General features: G+C 67.5%; 15 protein-coding genes. 6 read left to right on the top strand and 9 right to left on the bottom strand.

The genetic code is table 11. The features are described from left to right. Nucleotides 1-24: 24 nt before the first annotated feature. The 5 genes from KXV01_RS09515 to KXV01_RS09495 all read right to left on the bottom strand — a co-directional run bounded on the left by KXV01_RS09515 (nucleotide 25) and on the right by KXV01_RS09495 (nucleotide 3,761). Nucleotides 25-1,383, bottom strand: a complete 1,359-nt coding sequence (locus KXV01_RS09515; RefSeq protein WP_049413527.1) for a type II and III secretion system protein family protein — start codon at nucleotides 1,381-1,383, stop codon at nucleotides 25-27. Between the two features lie 18 nt (nucleotides 1,384-1,401). Further along, nucleotides 1,402-2,439 carry a Flp pilus assembly protein CpaB gene (cpaB, locus tag KXV01_RS09510; RefSeq protein ID WP_049437834.1) on the bottom strand — a complete coding sequence of 346 codons (1,038 nt, stop codon included), beginning with the start codon at nucleotides 2,437-2,439 and terminating at the stop codon, nucleotides 1,402-1,404. 25 nt (nucleotides 2,440-2,464) lie between these two features. Further along, nucleotides 2,465-2,941, bottom strand: a complete 477-nt coding sequence (locus KXV01_RS09505; RefSeq protein WP_049410968.1) for a TadE/TadG family type IV pilus assembly protein — start codon at nucleotides 2,939-2,941, stop codon at nucleotides 2,465-2,467. Beyond that, nucleotides 2,938-3,483, bottom strand: a complete 546-nt coding sequence (locus KXV01_RS09500) for a prepilin peptidase (protein WP_049437836.1) — start codon at nucleotides 3,481-3,483, stop codon at nucleotides 2,938-2,940. Before KXV01_RS09500 ends, KXV01_RS09505 begins: the two co-directional genes overlap by 4 nt. Nucleotides 3,484-3,572: 89 nt before the next feature. Then, nucleotides 3,573-3,761: a Flp family type IVb pilin gene (locus KXV01_RS09495; RefSeq protein ID WP_005416979.1), complete on the bottom strand. Its 189-nt coding sequence runs from the start codon at nucleotides 3,759-3,761 to the stop codon at nucleotides 3,573-3,575. A gap of 702 nt (nucleotides 3,762-4,463) precedes the next feature. On the opposite strand from KXV01_RS09495, the gene KXV01_RS09490 reads away from it, so the two are divergent. The 4 genes from KXV01_RS09490 (at nucleotide 4,464) to KXV01_RS09475 (ending at nucleotide 12,179) form a co-directional block, all read left to right on the top strand. Continuing rightward, nucleotides 4,464-5,444, top strand: coding sequence for a helix-turn-helix domain-containing protein (locus tag KXV01_RS09490; protein WP_049410973.1), 981 nt, complete (start codon nucleotides 4,464-4,466; stop codon nucleotides 5,442-5,444). A 235-nt stretch (nucleotides 5,445-5,679) separates the two neighbouring features. Further along, a complete protein-coding gene (locus tag KXV01_RS09485; RefSeq protein ID WP_263467732.1) occupies nucleotides 5,680-10,869 on the top strand; it encodes a YadA-like family protein in 5,190 nt (1,729 codons plus the stop codon). A 61-nt stretch (nucleotides 10,870-10,930) separates the two neighbouring features. Next, complete coding sequence (locus KXV01_RS09480; RefSeq protein ID WP_263467731.1) at nucleotides 10,931-11,767, top strand: OmpA family protein; 837 nt, start codon at nucleotides 10,931-10,933, stop codon at nucleotides 11,765-11,767. Between the two features lie 121 nt (nucleotides 11,768-11,888). Then, nucleotides 11,889-12,179 (top strand): hypothetical protein, encoded by a 291-nt coding sequence (locus tag KXV01_RS09475; RefSeq protein ID WP_049410979.1) that lies wholly within the window; start codon nucleotides 11,889-11,891, stop codon nucleotides 12,177-12,179. An 80-nt stretch (nucleotides 12,180-12,259) separates the two neighbouring features. Here the strand turns inward: KXV01_RS09475 and KXV01_RS09470 are convergent, their stop codons facing one another. Continuing rightward, complete coding sequence (locus tag KXV01_RS09470) at nucleotides 12,260-13,087, bottom strand: class I SAM-dependent methyltransferase (protein WP_111191177.1); 828 nt, start codon at nucleotides 13,085-13,087, stop codon at nucleotides 12,260-12,262. A gap of 63 nt (nucleotides 13,088-13,150) precedes the next feature. Between KXV01_RS09470 and KXV01_RS09465 the strand changes: the two genes are divergently transcribed. Beyond that, complete coding sequence (locus KXV01_RS09465; RefSeq protein ID WP_049410985.1) at nucleotides 13,151-13,555, top strand: MerR family transcriptional regulator; 405 nt, start codon at nucleotides 13,151-13,153, stop codon at nucleotides 13,553-13,555. Nucleotides 13,556-13,586: 31 nt separating this feature from the next. Here the strand turns inward: KXV01_RS09465 and KXV01_RS09460 are convergent, their stop codons facing one another. The 3 genes from KXV01_RS09460 to KXV01_RS09450 all read right to left on the bottom strand — a co-directional run bounded on the left by KXV01_RS09460 (nucleotide 13,587) and on the right by KXV01_RS09450 (nucleotide 18,322). Continuing rightward, the gene (locus KXV01_RS09460; protein WP_049410988.1) at nucleotides 13,587-14,303 is read right to left on the bottom strand and encodes an MgtC/SapB family protein; all 717 of its coding nucleotides are present in this window, start codon (nucleotides 14,301-14,303) and stop codon (nucleotides 13,587-13,589) included. A gap of 102 nt (nucleotides 14,304-14,405) precedes the next feature. Further along, complete coding sequence (locus KXV01_RS09455; protein WP_263467730.1) at nucleotides 14,406-16,178, bottom strand: chloride channel protein; 1,773 nt, start codon at nucleotides 16,176-16,178, stop codon at nucleotides 14,406-14,408. 62 nt (nucleotides 16,179-16,240) lie between these two features. Further along, nucleotides 16,241-18,322: a TonB-dependent siderophore receptor gene (locus KXV01_RS09450; RefSeq protein WP_263467729.1), complete on the bottom strand. Its 2,082-nt coding sequence runs from the start codon at nucleotides 18,320-18,322 to the stop codon at nucleotides 16,241-16,243. A 132-nt stretch (nucleotides 18,323-18,454) separates the two neighbouring features. On the opposite strand from KXV01_RS09450, the gene KXV01_RS09445 reads away from it, so the two are divergent. Then, nucleotides 18,455-19,375, top strand: coding sequence for a M14 family metallocarboxypeptidase (locus tag KXV01_RS09445; protein ID WP_049435345.1), 921 nt, complete (start codon nucleotides 18,455-18,457; stop codon nucleotides 19,373-19,375). Nucleotides 19,376-19,389 lie beyond the last annotated feature (14 nt).

The following is a 19,389-nucleotide window of genomic DNA, read 5'->3' as shown; positions in this document are numbered from 1 at the left end:
GTGGTTCCGCAGGCGTCATGGAAGTCAGCGCGAGAAGCCGGGTACCGGGTCCTGGCTGACCGGCCCCAGCAACCACGCCCCCCATTCGGGAAGATGCGGCTTGGCTTCGCGCTCGCCAGGCAGCTGCAGTTCGGTGTTGCGTGCCAGCGGCTGCACCAGACGCGGGGTGACGATGATCACCAGCTCCTTGTCCTGGCGCTTGTAGTCGAAGTTGCGGAAGAACGAACCAATGATCGGCAGGTCGCCCAGCAGTGGAATCTTGTTGACGTTGGAAACGATGTTGGAGCTGACCAGGCCACCGATGACGAAGCTCTCGCCATCGCCCAGCTCGACCGTGGTATCGGCGCGACGGGTGGTGATCGAGGGAATCTGCACGTTGTTGAGCACGATCGCGTTGCTGTAGTCCAGGTCGCTCGCCTCCGGCGCCACCTTCAGCGCGATCCGGTTCGGCGCCAGCACCGTTGGGGTCACGGTCAGGCCGATGCCGAAGGGCTTGTAGGTGATGGTGGTGGTGCCAAGCCCCTGCGGCTCCAGGATCGGCAGCTCGCCACCGGCCAGGAAGCTGGCGCTTTGGCCGGACAGTGCCACCAGCGTCGGCTCGGCCAGCACGCGGGCCATGCCATTGCTCTGCAGCAGTTCGACATCGGCGTTCCACAGTCCCTTGGTCGAGCCGAACACCAGCCGGAACGCCGAGGAAATCGGCGACACGGCTTCGTTGCTGCTGTTGCCTTCCTTCATGCCGGGCAGCAGGCCGGTATTGCCGGGCAGGCCAGTGCCGGGCCGCGCGAAGCCATAGGCGAAGCCGCCGTTGCGGTTCTGGAAGTTGATGCCGATCTGCTTCATCGCGGTCTTGTTGAACTCGACCACCTTGACCTCGACCTGGACCACGCCACCACTGTTGATGGTGGACGCATCGGCAAGCATGCCATCCTTGCCCAGCGCCATCGCCGCAGTGCGCTGTTCCTGCATGTGAGTGAGCATGCTGTCGGTGCTTCCCTGCAGGAGGCCCTGCTGGTCCTGCTGGGTGAACACCAGACCGGTGCTGCCGGTGCTGGCGGCGCCCTGTACGGCGCTCTGCACCCGTACCGTCAACCGCTGGGGCTCGGCCTGTCTGCGGTGCCACAGCAGCAGGGTGGTGGTGCCGGGCATCTTGCCGACCAGCAGCGCCTGGCGCTGCCCGCGCAGCATCACGATGTCGGCCACACCCGGGTCGGCAATGGCCACACGCTCCAGGTCGGCCGGCAGGTTCCAGGGACGCTGCTCGCGCGCCTGCAGCACCAGGTCATCGGCGGCCACGCTCGTTGCCGGCGCCAGCAGCACCAGCAGCAGGGCCAGCCAGCGCTGGCGGAGGGAGAGGCGTGGACGGCGGCGACGTTCGGTCATGGATGCACTCGATGCAGGTCAAAGGGAGGCACGGGATGTGGGACTGTCGCCGCGGATGATCTCGATCCCCGACGCGCGCGGTGCACTGCGACGTGGCGCCGACGCGCGCGCCGGTGCGTCCGGGGTGCTGCGTGGCGGTGCACTGCCACGTCCGGCCAGCGCGTCGCCGTCGAGACCAGCAAAAGCGTGGTTCTCCGGCCGCTGCAGGGCGAGCTGCTGTTCGGCGTCGAGCCCACGCAGCGGGTCGATCACTCCGCGCGATTGCGGGAACAACGCCAGGTCGGGCAGGCCGGTATCGGCGGGATTGCGCAGGGCCAGGAAAAGTTTGCCCTGCTGCGCACCCAGCAGCAGCCGGTTGGCGTCGGCCACCGGTACCGCAAGTACCGCGCTGCGTGCGGGTTGCGGCGCTTCATTGCTGCTGCTGTGCGTGCTGCCACTTCCGGTGATGTCGGCTGCGCGCGGGTCGTTGCGGGTGTCGGCCCCGCTGTCGGAAGCAGTCTCTGTGGCCACCGGCACAATGTCCTGCTGGCCATAGCTCAGGACGCGCAGGCGCGACAGCAGCAGGCGCGTCTGCGCGGCTTCGCCAGGGCCGTTGATGTTGGGCTGGGCGTTGCGCAGGTTGAGGAAGACGTCGACGAAATCACCGGGAAGGATGCGGTTGCCGGCACCGACCAGTTCGTCCACGGGCACGGCCAGTGCACGCTCGCCCGGCCGCAGCTGCAGCGAGAAGCCCTGAGCCAGTGCGCTGCTGTTGATCACACTGCCTTCGGCAATGTCCTGCACCGGCACCTTGCCGGTCACGGCGGCAATGCTGGCAGCGGCACCGGGGACGGGTGAGGTGCGCTGGGCCAGGCGCAGGCCGTTGGCGCTGATCGGCTCGCCCGCAGGCAGGCGTGCCACGGCTTCGACCACGGTGATCGCCTGCGTCTCGTTGTGAGCGACTGGCGCGACGGTTGCAGGTGCGGCGGGTTTGCGCCCGATCATGAAGGCGATCACCGCCAGCAGCACGGCCAGGCCGATCAGGGCGACGGCAGCGATGCGGGTCAACTTGAGCATGGAACCGTCTCCAAAGTACCGATCATCAATTGCCGCTGCCGAGATCGAGCTGCGCGACCGCGACGCTGCGGATGGGGGCCTGCATCACCCACTTGTAGAGGGTGGCGGTGCCGGGCAGGAAGGGATGGCTGGCATAGTCGTAGCTGACCGTCACGGTCATGCACTGGGCCGTGGGCAGACCGGCGCAGGGCGCCTGTGCCGACACCACGATGGCGTTGCTGCCCCCCGCGCTGCAATCCACGTTCTGCTTGGAAAACTGCAGCAACCATTGCATCGAGGTGCGTGCGGCGACGCAGGCGGCGGTGCGTCGTTCGCTGGCGGTGCCGTAGCGCAGCGAGGCGCGCGCGCCTTCGGCCGAGGCGGTGGCCAGGGTCTGCTGCGCCGCCATGATCATCACCCCGGAGAAGGTGAACAGCAGCAGCGGCAACAGGCCGAGCATCAGCATCAGGGCGAACTCGATGCTGGCGACACCGCGTTGCAGGCGTGGGCTGCGGATGTTCATGGTGCACCTCCGTAGATGCTGGCCAGCACCCAGCCGATGGCGGCCAGTGCCAGGTAGGCTGCATAGGGAATGCCACGTCGTCCCTGGCGGGCGGCCTGCATGTCACGCAGCACCGGATGCGCCTGCCACTGCGTGCTGGTGCGATTGACCTGCATCTGCAGGTGACCGGGCAGCAGCACGCCCAGGTGGCGACCGGCCAGCACCAGTACGGCATGCAACCCGGCCGCGAGGCTCGCGAACAGCCAGACCGGCAGCAGTGCCTGCCAGCCCAGCATCAGGCCCACCACGGCGAAGAACTTCACGTCCCCGGCGCCCATCCAGCGCAGGGCATGGAACGGCAGCAGCGCCAACAGGCCGATCACCGCGCCGGCAAGGTGGGGCAGCCACGGCTGGCGCGGCGCACTGAACTGGCCGACGGCGATCACCGCAGTGGCGATCACGCATGCGGCGACCAGCCAGGTGTTGGGCACCCGTCGGGCATACAGATCACTGATCGCGATCCGCAGGCACACGCCGATGGCCAACAATCCCAGCACTGTCATCGCACACTCCATCGTCCGTCACCGGACGGTCTTCGCCTGGTTCCATGCGCCCCGCCGTCGCGGCCCTGCCGGCCGCGCGCGGTCGCCGCTCAGGTCGTCGAGCCCGACGCCTTGGTGGCCAGTGCGGAGAGGTTCTTGAACAGCGTTTCGAAGAACCCCTTGATCTGGTCGTTGCCGACCGCAATCAGGACGCCTGCGATGACGGCAGCCAGCAGCCCGTACTCGAGCGCGGTGACGCCGTCTTCTTCCTTCAGGAATTTGCGGATCGATGCGTTCATGACCAATGTCTCCCTCTACCTGTCTGCGGATGCAGTACACCTGCGTTGGGCGGTGGCCCGGCTCCGCCGGGATCGTCCGTGGGCCTCCGCGCGTCCTGGCGGAGGAGGCACGGCGGGATAGGCCCGCTGTGCTCAAGCAGGGTGATCGTTTCCAGGCGGGACATTGGCCGCATGGTCGCGACCGGACGGCCCGGGGCCGGTGGTCGAGGCATCCAATGATGCGTGCGTGGTCATGCTGTCCCCCTGGGTGCGGCCAGATCAGATGGCCCGATCACCGTAATGTCGACTTTGCCTGAATGGCGGTTGGCTGCAACCGGAACCTATATGCAAATTCGGCAGAAACCCCGGAAGCCTGAAAATTCCAGATGGTTTCTGTGACGAAAATCCGTTCGCAGGCAAAACGATTCATTGTCGTGCAGATAATGTGATTCGCTTTCCAGGTCCATGCGAAAACCGTGCCACCTGCTCAGACATTTTCTTCACTTGTGTATCCCTTTTCATCATTCCGGGCCGCGGGTTTACCTTTGCCGATTATTGGGCATACTCGCATTCAAGCTCTTGCATTGATTTGTACGATCGCATCGACGCCGGCGCCGCCGGCGCCGCCGGCGTGGCAACGGAAATGGATTCTGGATCGTTGCGTGCCCTGTCAGGCAGTGGGGGCCGCAGCGGATGGCGGATCAACGGGGGGACAACACTGTCATGGTCGATGGTGGGGTAGAGGACAGCGACGACAGCGGCCTTCGGTCGATAGACCTGGCCACGCTGAGCGGCGTGCTTCGCGTCTGTGATGTCGAACTGCTGCTGCTGGATGGCAACGGGCCACGGGCAGCGTTCGCTTCGCGCGTGCACGAGGAAGCCCTGTTCTGCAGCATCAGCTGCGGCTTCCATTGCCGTGGCCGTTTCATGCTCCCGCCGGACTGGGCGATGCTGGGGTACCTGCAGGCCACCGATGAAACGATGAGCTGGTGCCACGGCGTGCCGCTCACGCCGGGCATGGCGCTGACGATCATGCCGGAGGGCATCAGTGAGTTCACCCTGAGCCCGGGCACGCACATGACCCTGATGCTGGTGCCGGTGGCCCGCGTCCAGCGCAAGCTGACCGAACTGAGCCTGCGCAGCACGCCACCTGCTGGCCAGGCACTTTCGCTGTTCAACCTGGCCAGCGATGCCACGCCGCTGGCACGCCATTACCAGCAGCTGCACCTGCAGCTGGGACAGGGCGCAGGCCTGCAGCCGGACGAGACCGAGAACCTGCTGCATGAGCATGTGCAGGCCCTGCTGGGCGCCGGTGCGGCGGATCGACCGGGCTGCACCCGTGCGCGGCGCACGCATTATCTGATCGCGCAGCGTGCAGAGAACTTCATGCGGCTCAACCTGCGTCGCAATATCTACATGAACGAGATCTGCGATGCCGCCGGCGTCAGCGAGCGCGGCCTGCGCTATGCGTTCGAGGACCTGTTTGGAACCTCGCCGAACCGCTACCTCTCGATGCTGCGCCTGTGCGCGGCCTGCCGCAGCCTGTCGATGGCAGACTCCAGCCGTCGCTCGGTGAAGGCGATCGCCCTGAGCTGCGGGCTGTGGGATCTTTCGCGGTTCGCCGACAATTACCGCAAGGTATTCGGCGAACTGCCGCGCGACACCCTGATGCGCGCACCCGCGCAGATCGGCCAACCGGCCTGATCCAGGCCGGGCAAGGGTTTTTGCGGTGTTTATGCCGGAATTGCGTATCCGCTTGCCGATCGTGTTGCCGCTTATGCATAGCCGGCTGCCGATTCCGGCCGTGGATTTGCCGGAATGCGTGATTGCCGTGCCGGATTGAAGTGCACCGCCCTCGTTGCAACCGCTGAAATGTCAGTCACCTGCCTAGCGGCAAGTCCACTGACATTCCAGTTGTTCGCCTACGGGGGAAATGCTCATGAACCGCATCTACCGGCGTGTATGGAACCGCCAGCTCAATGCTCTGGTTGTGGCCTCGGAACTGGCCACCGGCGACAGCGGCGGCAGCGCTGCACGCGATCCGCGCGCCTTCCTGCTGATGCCCACCGCCCTGGCCCTGGCACTGCTGTGCGCGCTGGCCAGCGGCCACGCAGGGGCCTCGGAAACCAATCAATCGCTGCGTGACCTGCAGGCACTCGCGGCAAAGTATGCGCAGCCGATGCCGGTCAAGGTTGACGCGGAAGTGGCCCTGGCTGCCGCCGCGCGACAGGCGCAGAACAGCCCCGCAATCAGTGCGGATGCTCGTCTGGGCCTGCAGTTGAACACCACGTCGCTGCCGGTGGTACCTGACGTGTTGCCGGCCACCGTGCAGGTGAAGCTGGCAGCGAACACCGTGCCGAAGCAGGTGGCCGTGCCGGCGCTGGCGGCTGATGTCCGCGCCAATGTTGGCGTGGGCAGCACCGCGGCCAGGGCGGCACAGGTGGATGCATCGCTGGCTGCGCATGTTGCGCCCGGCGCGGATGCGCCGCTGGGCGTCGCTGCCGATGCGCGCGCCAGGGCAAAGGTCGGCATCGCTGGCCGCCAGGTCGCTTCGATCGATACGGGTGCCCAGGCGGCCGCCGGCCTCAGCGGTGCAGCCGTGGGATCACTGCCTGGGCTGAAAGCCACCGTCGATGGCAAGGCCGACACGCATCTGGCGGTCGCTGGCCATCCCATCGAAGGGCAAGGCCAGGCCAGGGCGACGGCGGCAGTCACGCTGCCGGCCAAGGAAGAACTGCCGGGTGAAACCCATGATCGTGCCATCAGTGCCGCGTTCGATGCCGGCATCGCCGGCAAGGTGCGCGTGCAGGCGCCAGACGGCCAGGAGGTAGTGGCCGATCGCAACCTGAAGCTGGCCGGACAGGCGACCGTAGCGGCGCAGCACAGCGCACTGGGCGTCGGCAACCTGGTCGGCGGTGCGGTGGGTGCTGTCGGCGGGACGCTTCACGGTGCTGCGGGTGCGGTTGGTAGCGCGGTGGGTGGCGCGCTGAACGGCACTGTTGGCACGGTTGGCGGTGCAGTGGGCGGCACGCTCAACAACACGGTAGGCGCAGTCGGTGGTGCAGTTGGCGGTGCTCTGAACGGCACAGTCGGCACGGTTGGCGGCGCAGTCGGTGGCGCGCTGAACGGTACTGTCGGTACCGTTGGCGGTGCACTCAACGGCACCGTTGGCCAGGTCGGCAGTGCAGTGGGCGGCACGCTCAACAACACGGTCGGCGCAGTCGGTGGCGCAGTCGGCGGTGCTCTGAACGGTACTGCTGGTACCGTCGGCAGTGCGGTGGGCGGCGCGCTCGACGCCACAGTTGGCCAGGTTGGCGGCGCAGTGGACGGTGCTCTGAACGGCACTGTCGGTACCGTTGGAAGTGCAGTGGGTGGCGCACTGAACGGCACCGTTGGCCAGGTCGGCAGCGCAGTGGGCGGCACGCTCAACAACACCGTCGCCACGGTCGGCGGCGCCGTGGGCGGCGTTCTCAACGGCACCGCCGGCAGCCCCACCGGCGACCTGGGCGGCGTGCTGGGCAGCACGCTGGGCAGTGTCGGAAGCGCGGTGGGCAACCTGCTCAACGGCAATCTCAATGGCACCATCGGCAACCTGGGCAGCGCCGTGGGTGGCCTGGTGGGAGGCACGCTGGGCAGCCTCGGCCTGACCCAACCTTCGGCGATTCCGCCAACCAGTCCGAAGGCGCCGGCGCCGGCCGACCCGAATGCTGGGCTGATCATCGGCACCGGTGGCCTGGTCGGCAATGTCGGCCAGCTGATCGGGCCGACCACCACCAGCCTGTTCGGCGGCAACGGTTATCTGAGCAACGGCAATCTCAAGCTCAGCAACGCCAACGTCATGCAGACCTATTCGACGGTCAATGTGCTGGGCCTGCCGGTGGTCAACCTGTCGCCGGTCGGCAGCACGCTCAACGGCCTGGGAGGCGCAGTCACGGGCGGCAGCTCGCACCTGACCCTGATCGGTGGCGTGACGTCCGACAGTTACATCTACAACATCAACAACGGCAATCCCGGTGGCCTGCTGGGCCTCCTTCTGCCAACCGACTCGCCGGCGTGGGCGGCCAAGTGCCTGGACATCGCGCTGGCCGATATTTCCTGCTGGGCGGTCAACGCGGCACAGGACTACCAGGTGTTGATGGGCGATGGCGCCTTCGCCAACGGGTCCAAGGAAGTGGTGATCGGTGCCAATGCACGCCATGAACTGCCGAAGGTCGATGCCAATGTCGCCTTCCCCGGCGATGGCGTGAACGATCCCAGCAATCCGACCGGCGTGCCGACGGCCGACTATGCCGCCCGCATGGGCCACTCGGTCGTCGTCGGTGACAGTGCCGTGGGCACCGCCAACGGACAGACCCTGCTGGGTGCCGAATCCACTTCCAATCAGGCCAACTCGGTCGCGCTGGGTTACCGCTCCGCTGCACTGCGCGGCGCGCAGGCCAGCTACAGCGCCTACGGCCTCACCGCACCGCAGGTCTCGGCCGGCGAAGTGTCGGTGGGCACGGCCGGTGGTGGCGAGCGCCAGATCACCAACCTTGCCGCGGGCAGCGCCAATACCGATGCTGTCAACGTGGCCCAGCTGAAGGGCGCCATCAGTCTGATCGACGATGTGGCCTCCGCAGCGGTCACCTATGACCTGGACGGCTCGGGCAACCCGAACTATCGCCGGGTCACGCTCGGCGCAGGCACCGGCACCACCACCATCGGCAATCTTGCCGCCGGCGCGGTCACCGCCGGCAGCCTGGAGGCGGTCAACGGCGGCCAGTTGGCGGCGACCAACAGTGCCATCGCCAGCTTCTTCGGTGGTCGTGCGGCTTTTGATCCGGCCAGCGGCATCTTTACTGCACCGTTGTTCGAGATCAGCACGATCTCCACTGGCGGTGCCATTGCCAAGGGCCTGTATGAGAATGCCACCGATGCCTTCGCCGCGGTCGATGGCTCGCTGGTCAACCTCAACACGCAGATCACCGACATCCGCAACGGTGGCACCAAGTACCTGCGGGTGAACTCGACCGGTACTGAGGCGGTGGCCAGTGGCACCGATTCGATCGCGGTGGGCACCAATGCGCGGGCGACGGCGGCCAACAGCATCGCGGTCGGTGCCGGCAGCCTGGCCGATCGAGCCAACTCGGTGTCGATCGGTGCCGCTGGCGCAGAGCGTCAGGTCATCAACGTGGCGGCCGGTACCGCGGCCACCGATGCGGTCAACCTGGGCCAGCTGCAGGCCTCGGAGCAGGGCGCCCTGCGCTATGACCTCAACGGCGACGGCAGCGTCAACTACGCAAGTGCCACGCTGGGCCAGAGCGGCACCGCCACCACGCTGCGCAATCTCGGACCGGGCCAGGTCAGTGCCACCAGCGGTGAGGCCATCAACGGTGCCCAGCTGTTTGCCGCCAACCAGGCCGTTGCCACCCACCTCGGCGGTGGCGCGGCGGTCAACGCCAGCGGCGTACTGACCGCGCCGACCTATTCGATCAACAACGTTGCCGCCAACGGCACGATCACCAAGGGCAACTACAACGACGTCGGTACCGCCTTCGACGCGGTCAGCAATTCACTGGCCAATGTGGCCGACCAGACCGGCGAGATCGACAAGCTGGCAGTGAAGTACGACGTCGACGGCAGCGGCAACGTGCTCAACAGCGTGACGCTGACGGGCACCGGCAGCGGCGCGGTGAAGATCACCAATGTGGCCGCCGGCAGCATCCTGGCCGGCAGCAGCGATGCCATCACCGGCGACCAGCTGTTCAGCACCCACAGCACCATCGCCAACTACTTCGGCGGCACCACTGCCTACAACGGCACCACCAACGCGTGGACCGCGCCGACGTTCAGCATCTCCAGCATCGCCACCGATGGCACGTTCACCAGCGGCGACTACAACAACGTCACGGCCGCCTTCACCGCTGTCGACGGCTCGCTGAAGGTCCTCAATCAGCGCATCACCAATGGCGGTGGTGGCAGCGCATACCTGGCGGTCAACTCAACGGCGGCCGCAGCCACTGCAGCCGGTGCGGAAGCGGTGGCGGTCGGTCCGCAGGCCAGTGCAGCCGGTGCCAACAGCGTGGCGGTCGGCAACGGCGCCAGCAGCAGCGCCGGCAACAGCGTGGCGCTGGGCGCCGGTTCGGTCGCCAGCGTCGGTGCACAGAGCGGCTACACCGGCGCCTACGGGCAGACCGGTGCCAGCAACTCGGCCGGTGAGATCTCGGTCGGCAGCACCGGCAGCGAGCGCAAGATCACCCACGTTGCCGACGGCTCGGACACCTACGACGCGACCAATGTCGGCCAGCTGAAGAACGGCGTGAACTACGCCATCGACGAGTCGAAGAAATACACCGACCAGAAGATCCAGAACATCACCAACGTGGCCGGCAGCTTCCGCGCCAACAACACCAACAACCTGGCCGATCCGTCCGCCAGCGGCGCCAACTCGGCCGCCGGTGGTGCAGGCTCCACTGCCGCCGGTGCCAACTCGACCGCGCTGGGCAATGGTTCGCAGGCGCAGGCCGACAACTCGGTGGCATTGGGTGCGGGTTCGGTGGCGAACCGGGCCAATACGGTCTCGGTGGGCGCCAGCGGTGCCGAGCGCCAGGTGGTCAACGTGGCCGACGGCTCGCAGGCCACCGATGCGGTCAACGTGCGCCAGCTGCAGGCCTCGCAGCAGGGCACCATCCGCTACGACACCACGGTCAACGGTGCGACCAACTACAACAGCGTCACGCTGGGATCCACCAGCAGCGGCCCGACCACGGTGCGCAACGTCGCCGCCGGTACTGCTGGCACCGATGCCGTCAATGTCGACCAGCTGAAGTCGGGCATGGCGCAGACCCTGGACTGGTCCAAGGCCTACACCGACGAGCGCATGGGCGGCTTCGAGCGCGACCTGCGCAAGACCGACAACCGTGCCTCGGCCGGTATCGCCTCGGCGATGGCCACCGCGGCGCTGCCGCAGCCCAGCGAGGCGGGCCGCAGCATGGCCTCGATCGCGGCTGGCAGCTACAACGGCGAATCGGGCGTGGCGCTCGGCATCTCCGGTGTCTCCGAAGGCGGCCGCTGGATCTACAAGTTCAGCGGTTCGACCAACAGCCGTGGCGAGGCCGGTGTGGCCGTCGGTGCCGGCATCCAGTGGTGATCCCCGCCGCCGGGCCGCACCCGCGGCCCGGTATCGCGGAAACGTCTACAGGGGGAATGACATGAAACAGCATCGCATCGCCCGCGCCGGCCAATGTGCCGCTACGCTGGGCCTGATCCTGGGGATGGGCCTGCTGGCCGCCTGCCGCAGCCATGCGCCGGCCGCCGATGGTCCTGCCGGAGCCACCGCTGTGCACTTCCCGGAGGCCTCCAAGGCCTCGCTGAAGGAAGGCATCTATCCCGACGTCGCCGACCTGCGCCGGTTCGCGCCGGGCATGAGCAAGCGGCAGCTGTACACGCTGCTGGGCACGCCGCACTTCAATGAAGGCATGTGGGGCGTGCGCGAGTGGAACTACCTGTTCAACTTCCGCACCGCGCAGGGCGCGGAGTACTTCACCTGCCAGTTCCAGGTGCGCTTCGACAGCAAGGGCATCGCGCAGGGCGGGTATTGGAAGCCGGAATCGTGCGCGGCCGTGCTCGAACCGCCGCGGCTACCGGCGCCGCTGGCACCGGCACCGCTGCCGGAACAGCCGCTGCGGCTGTCGGCCGACGCGCTGTTCGGCTTCGACAGCGCGGTGCTCAGCGCCGAAGGCCAGCAGGCGGTGCAGGGCATCCTGGCGCAGGTACGCGAGGCCGCGCAGGTGCAGTCGATCAGGGTAACCGGCTACACCGACCGCATCGGCAGCGCCAGCTACAACCAGGCACTGTCGCAGCGCCGCGCCGATGCCGTGCGCAACGCGCTGGTGCAGGGGGGCGTGCCTGCAGCCAGCATCAGTGCCGAAGGACGCGGCGCGGCCGAGCCGATCGTGCAGTGTGAACAGCGCAACCGGCGCGAGCTGATTGCCTGCCTGGCGCCGAACCGGCGCGTGCAGATCGCCGGGATGGCCCAGCCACATTGACCTTCCTGCGCCGGGGCGGTGTCCCGGCATCCCGAGTCCCCCCTGACCGCCGGCAGGCGTGGCAACGTCTCCCCCGTCGTCCACGCCTGCCTGCGGCTCAGGTTTTCAAACGGTGCACGCGATGAATGCCCAATTCCTGCCCCTCTCCATGAAGACGGAAGCTACGCTCAGCGTGTACGGCCAGCTCGGCAACCATGCCGTGGTGCGCATCCCCGGTCGGCGACTGCCAGGCCTGATCCTGCAGGCCGACACCGTGGCGGGGTTCCTGGCCCAGCTGCAGGAAGCCCAGGCCTGCCTGCGCAGTGGCCGCGCGCAGCGCACCGATGCCGAGCTGGACATGCTGATCGACGTGCTGCAGCAGTGGTACGCCCTGATCGAATCGCGCCTGGCCGACGCCGGCGAGACGCTCTAGCAAAAAAAGGGACGGAGGGGATTAAGTCGTTTCCGGCACAACCGGGGCATATGCGACTTAATCCCCTCCGTCCCCTTTTCTCAAGCGCGGGCGCGGATCAGCCAACAGGCGGCATCCACACGAACGCGGTCACCTTCGATGAACGGCGCGAATGCTGCCAATGCTTTTTCGCGAAGCACTGCGGCGCGGGCTTCCGGCATCGATCGCAGGGCCAGTCCCAACGGTCCCAGGTGGCCGACATAGGTCGGCAGGTCTTCGCGGGTGAGCGAGCAGGGCAGGTCCACCGCAACAACCTCCACGTCATTCCAGCCGGCATTCTGCAGCAGGTGCTGCACGCGCTCGCCATCGGCAAAGGCGAACTGGCCCGGTGCGCCGGGTACGCGGGGTGGGAGATCCAGTGCATCGCCGATGGCGCGCTCGGCCGTGGTCATGAATGGATTTTCATCGGCACTGCGCCAGGCGATGAAGCGCAGCCCAGCGCCGGGTGTCGTGGCACGATGCAGGTTGGCGAACGCGGCCTGGTTGTCCTCGAAGAACATGACGCCCAGCCGCGACTGGATCCAGTCGAAGTGCGCCGGCGGCAGCGGATGGCGCTGCGCGTCTGCCACGATGAAGTCCGCGTCCAGTCCCGCAGCCTCGGCGCGCTGGCGGGCCAGCGCCAGCATCGGCGCGGAGATGTCCAGGCCAGTGCAATGTGCCGCTGGGCGCGCTGCGGCCGCGGCCAGCAGGCTGGCGCCGGTGCCGCAGCCGATGTCGAGCAGTTTTGTCACGGTCTCAGGAAGTTCGGTGACCAGCAGGTCGGCCATCGGGTGGAACAGGCCGTCAAGAACAGCCTGCTGCGCAACCCACGCTTGGCCGCCAGGGCCGTTCCACAGGGCGTTCTGATCGATGGGAGATGTGCTTGCCATGGCCTTGCTTCGTCGGGTAGTTGCCCATAGCTTGGTGTTTGAAGGTCACTTGAGGTCAAGCCCGTGCGTGAACTGGATATCGGCGAGGTGGTCAAGCGCAGTGGCGTGCCGGCCTCCACCCTGCGTTACTACGAACAGCTGGGGTTGTTGCAGGCGCTGGGGCGCCGCGGCCTGCGCCGGCAGTACGACGAGCGGGTGCTGGAACGGCTGGCCTTGATCGGCCTTGGCCAGGCGGCCGGCCTTTCGCTGCAGCAGATTGGTGCATCACTGCCGTCGCAGCATGGACGCATCTCGCTGGACCGCGAGGCACTGCTGGCGCAGGCCGACGTGCTGCAGCGGCAGATCACCCGGTTGCAGCGGGTGCGCCGTCAGCTGCAACGCGCGGCGGCATGCCCGCGGGCGGAGGATGCCCGGTCGTGCGGTTCGTTCCGGAAACTGTTGCGCGCGCAGCAGCGGATGAGGGGATGAGAGAAGAGCCTCCACGCCCCGCGTGGATCAATCAATCGCGGGTGCTGACTTCCCAGGTGGCATGCAGCACGCCCGGCACCTGTTCCATCCGTGCCAGCACCACGTCCAGTTCATCGGCACTTACGGCCGTACTGACCAGCACCGCGATCACATCGGTAGGCGCGTCGGCATGCTCGACCACCTGCACATCACCCACCGGGTACTGCGCCGCTTCCAGCGCATCGACCAGGCGCTCGCGCACCCGCGGTACGGCGTCGGCATCCACGCTCAGGCGCACCTCGTAGGTGGCTTCAGTCGCTGCCTCGTTGATCGGAATGCGGTTGATGGCATTCACCAACGGCCGCAGCAGGGTGTTGCCGGCGATGATCAGCACGGTCAGCAGCACGCCCTCGGCCAGCATGTCCGCGCCGGTGCAGCTGCCGACCGCTGCCGAGCACCACAGGGTGGCGGCGGTGTTCAGGCCACGCACGTTCATGCCTTCCTTCATGATCACGCCGGCGCCGAGGAAGCCGACACCGGAGACCACGTAGGAGATCACCCGCACCGCCTCGGCACTGCCGGCGATACGCATGCCCAGGTCGACGAAGGCGGCGGCGCCGACTGCCACCAGCACGTTGGTGCGCAGGCCGGCGGTGCGTTGCCGGTACTGGCGCTCGGCACCGATCAACGTACCCAGCACGAAGGCGGCCAGCAGGCTGACCACGGTGTCGGCGAAAGGACCGGCCTGGAAGGTCTCAAGGAAGCGCATGGCCGGAGTCTACCCGGTCGAGGTGACAGTAGATCCACGCCATGCGTGGATACCCGGAAGTGCCAGAAGCGACTTAATCCCCTCCGTCCCCTTTTTGTCGGGTCAGTCGGTGTCGTCGACGCGCTCGCCCATCAGTTCGCGCTGGCGCTTGTCCAGTTCCTCGGCATAGCGCTTGCGTACGAAGGCTTCGGACACCACGCCCAGGACCTGGCCGTCAGCGGCGACCACCGCCAGTTCGTCGGCCTGGGTCTGGTCGAAGCGCTGCATCACGCTGACCACGTCCGCAGACGGCGACAGCGATACGTCCCGGTTCTCGGCCAGCTCGCCGATCACGGTCTCCAGCTTCACGCCGTCGCCGTAGACGCGCGGGATCTGTACGATGCCGGCGTAGTGCCCCTCGCTGTCGATCAGGATCACCCGGCTGCCCGAGCCCAGTGGGAAGCGCTGGCGGAACGCGGCGGCATCGATATCGCCCGGCGCGGTGGCCACGCCCTTGCGCATCAGCCGGCCGGCGCTGAGGTTCTGTACCCAGCCCACGTCGCGGGCACTCTTGATGGTCTCCCCGCGCAGGTGCATGCGCCAGGTCGAGAACGAGTAGCCGAACCACTGCCGTACCAGCGTGCTGGAGACCAGCACCGCACTCATCACCACGCTGGTCAGCAGGAAGTCGTGGGTGCCTTCCAGCACCAGCATGGCCATGGTCATCGGCGCGCCCACCACGGCGGCGGCCAGCGCGGCCATGCCGGCCAGCGCGGCGGAGGTGGCGTCGATTACCGGCACGCCGGTGGCCATGCCCAGCAGGCCAGCGAACAGCGCGCCGACCAGGGTACCCATGAACAGCGAGGCGAAGAACAGGCCGCCGCGGAAGCCGAACCCCAGCGAGATGCCCGAGGCCAGGCACTTCAGGGTCAGCAGGCCGCCGATCCAGATCAGCGGCAGATGCGTGGTCAGGTCCAGGTGCAGGGCGCCATGGCCGGACGACAGCACCTGCGGGCTGGCCAGGGCCAGCGGAATCAGCAGCAGGCCGCCCACCACCGGCCGACCCCAGGCAGGCAGCGGGCTGCGCTTGACCGTGCCCTCGATCGAGGCGATCAGCCGCATGATGACAATACCGACCATCGCGCAGCAGCAGCCGAGCAGGCCGTAGATGGCGTAGTCGGCGGCGCGCACGTCGATGGTCGAAGCGGCCGGCAGCAGGTAGGCCTCGATGCCGGCCTGGTCGGCCACGAAGGCGCCGGCCAGGGCGGCCACTGCCACCGGCGCCAGTGCGGCCGGCGTGTAGGCGCCGATGACGATCTCGAAGGCGTAGAACGCACCGGCCAATGGCGCACCGAAGGCGGCGGCAATGGCACCGGCGGCGCCGGCACCGACCAGGATGCGCACGTCGTTGCGGCGCAGGCGCATCACCCGGCCCAGCTGCGAGCCAGTGCCGGCCCCCATCTGCGTATACGAAGCTTCCAGCCCGACCGAGGCGCCGCAACCATTGGACAGCAGGGTCTGGGTCAGCACGATCAGGTTGTCGCGCATCGACATGCGGCCGCCGTGCAGGGCATTGGCTTCCACCGCATCGAGCAGGGGGCGTTTGAGCCGGGTCGCGGCCAGGCTGACCAGGCCGACCAGCAGGCCACCCAGCGGCAGCACCAGCAGCGCGGTCCATGTCAGCGAGGGCAGGGAGCTCAGGCGCATGCCGTCGTCCAGCCCATACAGCGTGCCCTGCAGCCAGCGTGCGATGCCGGACTGCAGCAAGGTCAGGTAGCCGGCAAGCAGGCCGACCAGCAGGGCAAGCGCGATGAACCACAGGTCGCTGCCGCGCAGCCGCAGGCGCAGGCCCTGGAAGGCCGAATGCAGGCGCGATGGCGAAACAGGCAGTGACATGGTGGCGGCATGATACGCCGCCACCGTGATCGTCACCGTCACTGCATCGGGCGGTTACCGCTTCAGAAGCGGTAGCGGCCCTGCACGTAGAAGGTGCGCGGTGCGGCCACCATGCGGCCGGCGTTGCCATCGACGTTGCGGGTGTACCAGCGCTTGTCGGCCAGGTTGTTCACGCCCATCGCGATCTCGCTGTCACCCAGGCCCGGCACCTGCCAGGCCACCTGCGCGTTCCACAGGCGCACGCCCGGCACGCGGCCCACGCGCGCATCGGCGGTTTCTTCCCAGGTGTTGGCGGCATCGGAGAACTGGCCGCTCTGGTGGGTGCTGGAGACATTGAAGGTCCACCCGGCGAGCGTGTAGCGGGCGCCGACGCTGTCGGTGTCGCGGGAGTAGAACGGCACGTCCAGGCCACGGTTGTCACCGGACTGCTGGATCGCCTTGGTCCAGGTGTAGTTGGCGTACAGCTCCAGCCCGGCCAGCGCACTGTCCTCGGCGAAGTGGTACTCCAGCGCGCTCTCCACGCCCTTGTGGTCGGTGGCGCCGATGTTCTGGAAGGTTGGCGGGGTGATGCCCGGCACCTGCAGGATCTGGTTGTCGAAGCGCATCTTGAACACGGTCACTTCCGCGCGCAGTGCGCCGTCCTGCCAGCGCGCACCCAGCTCGGTGGTCCTGGCCACTTCCGGATTCAGCGGGTTGTTGGCCGTCTGCGAATTGAGCTGGATGTTCTGCACGGGCCCGAACGAGGTGGTGTAGTTGCCGAACACGGTCAGCTGCGGCGTCAGCAGGTAGGCGATGTTGAGCGAGGGCAGGGCCTTGTCGTTGCGGCTGGTGAAGGTCGCCGCGCCCGCGGCCTGGCGGCGGTCCATGTCGATCCATTCCATGCGCACGCCCGGGGTGATCCGCCACTGGCCGATCGCAATGCGGTCGTCGATGTAGAACGCGTGGGCGTCGGTGGCGTTGTCGAAGCGGTTGGTGGCGCTGGCCACGCCGGTGCGGCGGGTGACGGTGTAGCTGCGGTCGTTGCCACGCTCGCGCAGGAAGCGGTAGCCGGCAGTGATGTCGTGCACGCTGGCGCCCCAGTGCAGGCGCTGGGTGTAGCGTGGCTCGATGCCGAGCACGCGGTAGTCACGCGGCTGCACGGTCAGCTGGGTGTTGGCGGCGTTGATCAGCGAGCTGGCACGGCTGCTTTCGTTGTAATAGGCCAGCACCTCGAACTCGCTGTCGGCCGACAGCGTGTTGGTGTAGCCCAGGTCGATGCCGGTGCGGTGGCCCTTCCAGAAATCAGTGGGGCGGGTGTTCTGGAACGGGTCGGCCTCGTACTGGGCGCGGGTCAGGCCGCCCGGGGTCAGTGAACGCACGTCGTAGTAGGAGAGCTTGGCGCGCAGCTCCTGCTGTTCGTCGATCGCGTAAGCGAACTTCAGTGCGAGATCGTTGAAGCGGTCATCGCTGCCCTGGCGCCAGCCGCGGCCGTCCTGGCCGGAGTACAGCAGGGCCGCGCCCAGGCCATTGTCGCCGGTGCCGCCGAGGAAGGCGTTGTACTGGGTGCTGTCGCCGCCGCCGTGGTCGTAGGCGGTGTAGCGCACACCGGCTTCGCCATGCAGGCCGGTGCCGGTGGGAATGGCACGGGTACTGAAGTTGATGATGCCGCCCACGTTCTGCGGGCCGTAGCGTACCGCGCCGCCGCCACGCACCACGTCGATCGATTCGATGTTTGACAGGCTGGCCGGCGCGAACGAAAGCTGCGGCTGCCCATACGGTGCCACCGCCAGCGGCACGCCATCGAGCAGCACGGTCGAACGCGGCGAGTAGCGGCCGGTCAGGCCACGCACGCCGATGTTCAGCGACACGGAACTGCCGGCGGTGCCGGAGTTGTCGGTGACCTGCACGCCGGGGATGCGGCGCATGGCATCACCGATGCTGGCCGCGCCGCTGGCCTCGATGCGCTGGCGGTCGACCACCGTGCGCGCGCCGGCAAAGCGCTTGACGCTGTCATGCAGGCCGGTGCCCAGCCAGCTGCCCGAGACCTGGATGCTGTCCAGCGTAGTGGCGCTGTCCTGGGCAAAGGCGCGGGTGGCCGGAAGCAGGCACAGGGCGAGGGTGGCGGCCAGGGGCAGGCGGGCCGGTTGCAGGGCGTGGATGGCCATCGGTAGAGGGTGTGGAAGGTCGCAAATGAGAATTATTGCTGATTCCATTCGCTATTGGAATGCGCCCCCGGTTCATGCCTGTGCCCCGGTGATAGAGTGGGCGATTGTTTCCTGACTCGCTGAGAATCCGCCATGTCCCAAGCCGCCTTCTACCCCGTCGGAACCCCTGGTCAACCGTGGGGAGCGGCGGAACGGGAGCTGTGGCGTGGCCGCCAGCAGCGCCTGCGTCGGTACGACAAGGAGGTGCTGCCGCGGATCGAGTCGCTGGCCTCGCGCTTCGACAAGGTGGCCTATGGTCAGCTCGACTACGCCGGCGAGAGCTACACCCTGTTCGCCCTGCGCAGCCGCGACTGGAACCCGGCGCTGCCCGCCGCGCTGGTCACCGGCGGCGTGCACGGTTATGAGACCAGCGGCGTGATGGGCGCGCTGGAATTCCTCGAGGAGCACGCCGCTGACTATGCCGGCAAGGCCAACCTGCTGGTTGCGCCGTGCGTGAATCCGTGGGGCTTCGAGCGCATCAACCGCTGGAACTTCGATGCGATCGACCCGAACCGCAACTTCCGCACGGATGGTCCGGCCCGTGAGTCGACCGCGTTGATCGAGCTGATCGCGCCTGACAAGGGCCAGTTCGTGCTGCACATCGACCTGCACGAGACCACCGACAGCGACGAGAGCGAATTCCGCCCGGCGCTGGCCGCGCGTGACGGCAAGCCGTTCGAGCCGGGCCTGATCCCCGATGGCTTCTACCTGGTGGATGACAGCGAGAACCCGCAGCCGGCCTTCCAGCAGGCGGTCATCGCTGCCGTGGAGAAGGTCACCCATATCGCCCCCGCCGATGACAAAGGCGAGATCATCGGTTCGCCGGTGATCGCCCACGGCGTGATCGAGTATCCGCTGGTAAAGCTCGGATTGTGCGCGGGCATCACCGGTGCGAAGTTCACCACGACCACCGAGGTCTACCCGGACAGCCCACGGGCGACCCCGCAGCAGTGCAACGACGCGCAGGTGGCCGCGGTGTGCGCGGCGCTGGATTACGCGCTCGCCCATCGTTGACCGGTAGTGCCGGC

Origin of the sequence: Stenotrophomonas sp. Ps181, assembly GCF_025697425.1 — a bacterium.
GTDB lineage: Bacteria > Pseudomonadota > Gammaproteobacteria > Xanthomonadales > Xanthomonadaceae > Stenotrophomonas > Stenotrophomonas sepilia.
The sequence above is the reverse complement of the archived record's forward strand: the minus strand, read 5'-3'. Positions and strand labels throughout refer to the sequence as shown.